Source organism: Desulfosporosinus lacus DSM 15449 (assembly GCF_900129935.1).
Lineage (GTDB): Bacteria > Bacillota > Desulfitobacteriia > Desulfitobacteriales > Desulfitobacteriaceae > Desulfosporosinus > Desulfosporosinus lacus.
In genome coordinates, this window is record NZ_FQXJ01000012.1 from 148,103 (window position 1) to 156,699 (window position 8,597).

The window sequence follows — 8,597 nt, forward strand, 5'->3', positions numbered from 1 at the left end:
AGGAGGGATTTCCTAAAAGAAACCAATTCGTTAATTAGCCGTGCTCCAGTTATTTTAATTAGGGGGTAAGTCATGAAAAATGTAAGAAAAGTACTATCTTGTATTCTAACGATTTGTATGCTTATAGGCACATTTGCTATACCAGGCACTGCCTTAGCAGCTGATAACAACATTCTTCTGGCAAAGGATGCTGAATGGAAGTACTTAGTTGTTGGTGAAGACCAAGGTACTGTCTGGCGAGCCACAGATTTTGATGATTCTAGTTGGACGACAGGAAAAGCTCCTCTCGGATTTGGTGATGATTTCTCCGAAACAGAACCTACCCTCCCTCTCGCCACAGAAATAGGTTTTGGTGGTGATTCTGCAGACAAAAATATGACCACCTATTTCCGTAACGCCATCGATGTCACCAACCTCAGCAATTATTTAGCTCTTGAAGTTTATATTCACGTTGACGATGGCGCGGTAGTTTATATTAATGGTGATGAAGCCTTCCGACGCGGAATTGCCGATGGAGTATCTGTGGATTATCACACAGATGCTAAATTCAGTGATAAAGAAGAATCTTTTCGGATTCCTGTTACTGCACTTAAAGAAGGATTAAATACAATCGCAGCCGAGGTTCATCAGGATGGTGGGGATAGTTCTGACCTTTGGTTTGAAATGTCCATTAAGGGACTGACAAGCCTAGAGGAACCTGTCGATCCTGAACCCACCGTTACGCCTGATCCTAATGCTCCAATAGGCGTAGTCAGCAAGGTAACTGTAACTTTCAACGGTGATACCACTTCAACAAAAGGCTTCACCTGGTACACCACCTTGCGTTCTGTTATCAGCGATCTGCAAGTAGTGGAGAAGACAAACGATACTCCGGATTTCAGCCAAGCTACTGAGTTCTCAGGCACATGTGCCATTCCTACTTATTCCACAACACAATTTGTTCATAAGGCAGAGGCAAACGGTCTTAAAGCCAACACAGAGTACTTCTTCCGTGTCGGTGAAGAGGCTATCGACCTTTGGAGTGAGGTCGGTACCTTTAAGACCGCTCCTCAAAGTGGTGCTTTCACATTTGTAGACATTGCTGATCCCCAGGCTAAGACTGAGGATGAGGCAATCCTTTCTTCTGAAACTATTGCTAAGGCATTAGATACTGTTGATAATGCCGAGTTTCTAGCTATAAATGGTGATATCGTAGATACAGGAAGTAACGAGCAACAATGGGATTGGGTGTTCGGCCATTCACAAACAAGCCTACTGAATACGACCGTTTTACCCGCTGCTGGTAACCATGAATCACAAACAAATTCCTTTATCGAGCATTTTGACATCAAACCAGCCCCCAATTCTCCTACCACTAAAGGTGCTTACTTTTCCTATGATTACAGCAATGCTCACTTCATCATCCTTAACAACAATGAGACTTCGACCGAATATGCTGATTTCACTCCGGCGCAAATCCAATGGATGAAAGATGATGTTGCAACAGCTAAATCTGCTGGTGCTAAATGGATTATAGTAATTATGCACAAGGGCCCCTATTCTACCTCTAATCATGCAACTGATAGCGATATCATGGGTGCGAACGGCGTGAGAACCAAGGTGGTTCCAATCATGTCCGAGTTGGGAATTGACCTAGTGCTCCAAGGTCATGACCATGGCTATGCCCGCAGCAAGCCCATCAAAGAAGACGGTACTGCAGCAACCGCAGAAACGATTACTGAAACGTTCAATGGTCAAACAATTGAATACACCGTGAATCCCGACGGCAGTATCTATTTAATTCCTGCGACTGCTGGACCCAAGGTATATTACAAGAATAAGAAAATCGATGACCCCACTAACAGCTCCTACGTCCCAGGCTACTATGATCTCTTCGATGTGGCTGACGAAAATCACGCTGCAGTATATGGTCCTGACCCAGGTGATACTAGCAGACCAACGCGCGCAATGGTTCAGAATTTCGAAGCTATAACCATAGATGGTGATAAGCTTACGGTTGTTTCCTATGAGATTGACCAGGGCGATTTGATTGACGGTGATGCGAATACGTCTGATCCTTATATCATTGAACAGTTCGGGATCGTGAAGGATTCAGAAAGTAATAATTCAGAAAGTAAGGACTACGAAATTGATAATCCTTATGCAACAGTAGATTGGTCAGTATTTGGTCAATATAAAGCAGATTTCCATGCACACTCCGTAGAAAGCGACGGAGCAGATCAGCCGGCTGCAATGATTGAAGAGCATTATACAAAGGGCTTTGATATTTTGGCTATGACTGATCACAACTTCCTTGGCACTACATGGGATAGAACGGATAGAGCTGGCAAGACTTATCTGACGACGGACCGTCTTGCAACTATTTCCGCAGGAACAGACAGAAATAATAAAGGGATGACTGCCATCCCATCCTCAGACGAACAGTCAATCTCGGATCATGTAAATACATTCTTTGCAACATTTAATAATGAGCCAGGTGCTACATTGGAAAGCAGTATCGCAAAAGCGCAGGAATTAGGCGGGATTTCCCACATTAACCATCCAGGCAGATATACAGGTGGAGCAGGAAAAACTGATGCAACAGGTGAAGCCGCATCGAGTGCTCCTGCAACTATTGCAAAATATGTCGATCTATTTGATAGATATCCTTCCTGCGTAGGTATGGAAATTATCAACAAGAAAGATGGCGACTCTGCCAGCGATAGAATTTTGTGGGATAACATTCTTAAACAAACGATGCCTGACCGCCCGGTATGGGGATTCTCTAATGATGATACCCACGCTTTAGCGAATACAGGTTTTAGCTATAACATGATGCTGATGCCTGAAAATACATTGTCAAATGTACGTAGTTCAATGGAAGATGGTACTTTCTACGCAGTTGCCCTTGTTTCCAAAAGAGAACTTGGAACAAGTTTTTCCGCAAGTGGTCCTGCTCCTAAAATCATAAATATAGCGGTCGATGAAGAAGATGACAGTATTGCGATTGAAGGGCAAAATTACAATGTAATTGAGTGGGTTGCAGACGGTAAGGTTATTGCCACTGGAAATACAATTGACCTTGACGACTATGAAGACCAAATAGGCACCTATATCCGTGCACAGCTTAAAGGTGATGGTGGTATCAGTTTCACACAGCCTTTCGGTATAGTAGATCCGCAAGCAGAAACAGAACCAGAACTGGCAGAGGTTACATTGACAACAGATGGTGACACATTACCAGCAGACTCTCCGACAAGTATTAAGGCCAACTTAACAGGAAAAGACAACTTAGGATCAGCCATCAGTCTTTCTACTGCCACAGTAAGTTATAAAACTGATAAAGATGGAGTATTGGCTATAACAGCAGACGGAACTGTTACTGTCCAAACCACACCGGTCTATAATCAAAGCGTAAAAATTTGGGCAGAAGTTACCCTTGGTGGAAAAACAGTCACTAGCAATACAGTGTCTATAACAGTTTCTGGAACAGAAGATGGAACAGAGATCGTAGCACGCATCAAAACCGGTCTGGATGATCTTGAAGAACGACCAGACGGGTCATTGGATTGGGACAGTTCCGACCTAGAAATTACATGGGAAGACCCAACCAAAACGGATGTAAAAGACCAGCTAGTAGGACTTAGATTTCCGGATCTTGCCATTCCTAAAGGGTCAAAAATTACGAATGCGTATATTCAGTTTTCAGTAGACGAAGCTAGTAAGAGCTTTAATCCCTTTGACGTTAATATTTTTGCTGAGGATGTTCCTAATTCAGCTGCTTTTGAAAATGTTACGCATAGTGTCTCCTCACGTGTTAAAACGACGGATTCGATAGAATGGAAAGGCGCCCCATTGTGGACGACAGAGCATGAAGCTGGCTCAGCCCAACAAAGCACGAATCTTGCGTCTCTGGTACAGATGATTGTAGAGAAGGATGGCTGGAATGAAGGGAATGCCGTTAGTTTCATTCTAAGCGGTATCGGTAACAGAACTGCTGAGTCCTTTGAAGGCGCTGGAAGCAACTTAGATCAGGTGCCAAGTCTCCACGTAATATATACCGTACAAGAGGGTAATCAGCCTGCACAGCTGACCATAGGCCTAGAGAAACAAATCGTCGAAGTGGGTGGAGAAGCAACCGTCACACTTAGTGCCAGGGCAGCAGAGGATCTTTATGGGTTTGATTTGTTCTTTAAATATGACCCAACGTTATTTGAATATGAGAGTGTAACATCAAAGCCTGAATTTGACTTGGGCGAAGCAGGAGTAACTCATGATGCTGAGGGTAATATTCAGGTCATCGGTGTCCTTAAGGGGCAAAGCACAGGTATGGATGGAGATATTGATTTAGTCACAGTCAAGCTTAAGGCTAAACAGCAAGATGCATTAAGTAACATAACAATATTAGCTGGTTCAGAGTTCTCTGACGGAAATGCAGAACTATTTACCTTAGATCAAGATGTTGTACAAGAGATTGCTGTTGCAAATTCAGATGTATCTGAAAATGCAAAAACAGAGATTAATGACTTGGTCATGGTGGCTAAGCTCTTTGGAGCAGAGCAATCGAAGGCTGATTCGGGTTATCAAGCAATGATCGATATGGATAAAAATGGAATCATTGACATCGAAGATATTGCTTACGTTGCAAAAATGCTGCTTGGAAAATAAGAAAGGGTTTAGTCGGATGACAATAAATATCTGTCCATATTCTGGGCAGGTGTTTATTGTGAATTATTAACTGAATGAAAAAGGGAGTAAAGAAATGCTTAAGAAACTGACTATATTATTGCTCGCGATGATTTTAGCCTTCAGTTTTGTTTTGAGCCCGGATCACGCTTATGCAGCTGCAAACAAAACAAATATAATCCTGACCTGTGACAAACAGCAATATAATACGGGCGATATTGTGAAAGTAGCTGTCAAAAGCCAGAGTGAAGCTAAAATCTTTGGCATACAATTCAATATTAATTACGATCCTTCAGCGCTTCAAGTCAAGTCTGGGATGATACCACAAGGGGACTATACAATCTGGGTCGAACAGACGAAGGAAACAGAGCCTGGCATCCGAAAATACGCAATGACGACAACAATTGAATCACTTTCAACGATCAATATTGGTGAGATATCCTTTCAAACCCTAAAAACTGGAACGGCAGAGATCAGTCTTAGTAATATTAAAGCTATTGATGATAGTGGTAGTCTTGATGACTCCAATATAATTAATAACAACACCACTTATAAGGTATCAGCCAATGTAAATTCTTCTTCATCAAATCATGATGGCGGATCCGGTGGTTCATCCACTCCTACTCCAGATACCCCAACCACAGTAATTGGTGAAGTACTTGATAAAACAGGGCAATTAGTTAAGGGAGTAGAAGCAAAGGTAACTGTGGAAGCAAATGGAACTTCAACTGTTGCAGTTAAATCAGATGAAGCCATATTAATGAAACAACCAGACGGAACGAGAGCTCCATTAAGTGATATTACCAAACTAGGGTTTCTAGTAGAAGGTAATACAGAATCTAATACAAATGTTGTTATTACTCTTTTGGCTGACGGAAACATTCAGGTTAAGAACTTGGCGAATGGAACAGAGACAAAAATTGCCGTTACTTTTGATTTAGGAAATGGACAGAAGATTACCATTGGAACGATGGATATTAAGGTAAGAAGCAACGGTCAGGTGAGCTTGACGAGTACCTTAATAGACCCCTATGGGATAATTACAGATTCAGCTACTGGAAAGGTAATAATGGGTGCTGATGTCACCTTGTATTATGCCAATACAGAGAGAAACAAAGCAGCAGGAAAAACACAGGATACTGTCGTAGCCCTGCCTATTATTGAAGGGTTTAAACCTAACGACAATAAAAATCCGCAAATAAGTGATCTCAGTGGGGCCTACGGATTCATGGTTTTTCCCACGTCAGACTACTATATTGTGGCAACCAAAGAGGGGTATGATCAATTTAGAAGTCCAACCATACCTGTAGAACAAGACATAGTCAAATTGGATTTCAAGATGAATCGACCAAAAATCGGCTTAACAAGACTTGCTGGTTTAAATAAAGTGGATACCGCTCTGGAAATTGCCAAAGCAAGTTATACCGGACCGGTCTCCAATGTGATCCTGGCTACTGCAGAGAATTTTCCGGATGCACTGGCAGGGAGCGTCTTAGCCCATAAGCATAATGCTCCCATCCTGCTGGTTGGAAGTACTGAAGAGGATCAAACCAAGGTAATCTCCTATATGAAGGATTCTATGGACGCAAACGGAACCGTTTATATTTTAGGGGGAACTGGAGCAATCAGTGCTGCTATGGAAGGGAAAATAGCGGCTAGTGGATTCTCTAATATTAAGAGACTAGGCGGAGTGGACCAATATGAGACAGCCCTAAAAATTGCGGATGCCGTAGATGTATTGACTGGAACGCCGATCGTCTTAGCCTATGGGGAAAATTACCCAGATGCCTTATCCATAAGCAGCACGGCAGCAGCTATGCAATATCCAATATTATTAGTTCAAAAAGATGGAATCAGTGAATTAGTCAAGAAGAAAATTTCTGAGATTGAACCAATCAGAGTCTATATCATAGGGGGTCAGGCAGTCATAAACTCAGCCGTCGAAGATGAAGTTTCCAAGCTCACTGCACTAGATAAAGGGGCTATAGTAAGACTAAGTGGAGTGGATCGATTTGAGACCTCACTTGCGGTAGCAAAGTACTTTAATTTATCAGGGCAAAATGTTTGTGTGGCAACAGGAAATAACTATCCGGATGCTCTAGCAGGAAGTGTTTATGGAGCCAACTCCAATGCCCCGATTATTTTAGCAGACGTTAATCTTTCAGGCAGTATTATTGATTACCTGAAAACAAGAAAAAGCACAGGAGCTAGCATTTTCGGAGGAGAAGCAGTGATAAGCAAAGCAATAGAGCGAGAGCTTTCACAGATGTTGGCAGAATAAAGAAATGCATTTTTATGGGGGCTGTCTCATAATGATGTCTGAGGACATTCATTGAAAAGGCAACTCCTTTTCACTTTCGAAAACAAATGAGAGAGGTAGATTTGTTTTATTGGTCATATCTTCTTTGTTTTTCCAAGACGTCTACCAGCATCTCTATTGCCTTCTGTAGCTTGGTTTTGCGTTTACCTTTTCCAGAAACAAACTCAATCTTTTCAGCTGCTGCTTCTCCTTCAAAAAATCCACAGCTTTTTGTAGGGTTTCTACCGTAATTGGCGATTTGCTTAAGGGAAGGCCGGCATCGAACTCTTGATTAAGTTCTACCAGTAACCCTTGGCCTTTTCCTGCAGGTTTAGTTTATTTTTTACGGTGGGTTTTTTCCAAACGAAGGTATATTTATTGGCATAAGCCTCAATTTTCGTTCCGTCTATAAAGATTGTTTTATATTGGATTTCTCCCTTTGGAAGAGTACGCCATGTTTAGAGTTTTGTAATCTAATTCCTCCGTTATATGGCTTAGCAGTCTTGCCGAGTCATCTCCAGGTATTAAAGCTTCCATGCCCAGTGGGAGTATGAGTTGATATACTCCGCAATTTTCGGTATAGTTTGTTTGTTTTGCAGCATAACTAATTATACCTTGAAGGCGGGTCTTTAGACTCGTCTTTTTGCTTTTTTATAAATAAAGAGGGTGCCTCTCCATAGAAATTACATTTCTATTTTGAGACACCCTCTTCTCAACTCTTGGTATTGAAAGGGATAGCTTGACAATGAGACCCAGCTGTAAAACAGCAACTATAAATATTTGCTTATATAGTATCAATCTTATCAATTGAATTTTTGGTAGGATATATCCAAAAGCATGACTTTAAGGTGTTCGGTTGGTCATAGAAATATAAATTATATTAGCGTTATATTTTTTGGTTAAGAGTTAGATAAAGTTACAATTTATGAGCTTTGGCCATACATTAGCTAGAGATACCTTATAGCTACATGTGGTTTGTATGATCGAGATTTATATGATCAAATAACAACAAATTTAAAATAATAGTTGACAGAACAAGCTAAAGGATGTATTCTAACAAAGCGCCAAAACGACGCACAATGACTGAATAGCTACGGGGGTAAAACCTTCGAACCTTTCAATAAGAAACAATACAAATTAGCTATTGACAACGCAAGTTGAAGATGCTAAGATACAACTCTGGCCTTAAACAGCCAAAGAAAATGATGGTCTTTGAAAACTAAACAACAAGGACAGCCAATGAGAGAAACTCGCAAGAGTTTCAAAAGAATCATGAGCGAATCATCTTCTTCATTGAAGTGAGATAACTTTTTTTGGAGAGTTTGATCCTGGCTCAGGACGAACGCTGGCGGCGTGCCTAACACATGCAAGTCGAACGGAGAATTTCAATAAGTTTACTTAGAGAAATTTTTAGTGGCGGACGGGGGAGTAACGCGTGGGTAACCTACCCATAAAGCCGGGACAACCCTTGGAAACGAGGGCTAATACCGGATAATCTTTGAGCTTGGCATCAAGTTTAAAGGAAAGGTGGCCTCTGAATATGCTACCGATTATGGATGGACCCGCGTCTGATTAGCTAGTTGGTGGGGTAAAGGCCTACCAAGGCGACGATCAGTAGCCGGCCTGAGAGGGT

Annotated in this window: 2 protein-coding genes and 1 rRNA gene; all 3 read left to right on the top strand. The window is 41.7% G+C overall.

From position 1 onward, the window contains the following. Positions 1-72: 72 nt before the first annotated feature. Positions 73-4,647 carry a metallophosphoesterase gene (locus tag BUB11_RS16610; RefSeq protein WP_073030869.1) on the top strand — a complete coding sequence of 1,525 codons (4,575 nt, stop codon included), beginning with the start codon at positions 73-75 and terminating at the stop codon, positions 4,645-4,647. A gap of 94 nt (positions 4,648-4,741) precedes the next feature. Beyond that, positions 4,742-6,946: a cell wall-binding repeat-containing protein gene (locus BUB11_RS16615; RefSeq protein ID WP_073030870.1), complete on the top strand. Its 2,205-nt coding sequence runs from the start codon at positions 4,742-4,744 to the stop codon at positions 6,944-6,946. 1,328 nt (positions 6,947-8,274) lie between these two features. Then, positions 8,275-8,597: ribosomal RNA gene (locus BUB11_RS16625) — 16S ribosomal RNA — on the top strand; the annotation flags it as partial.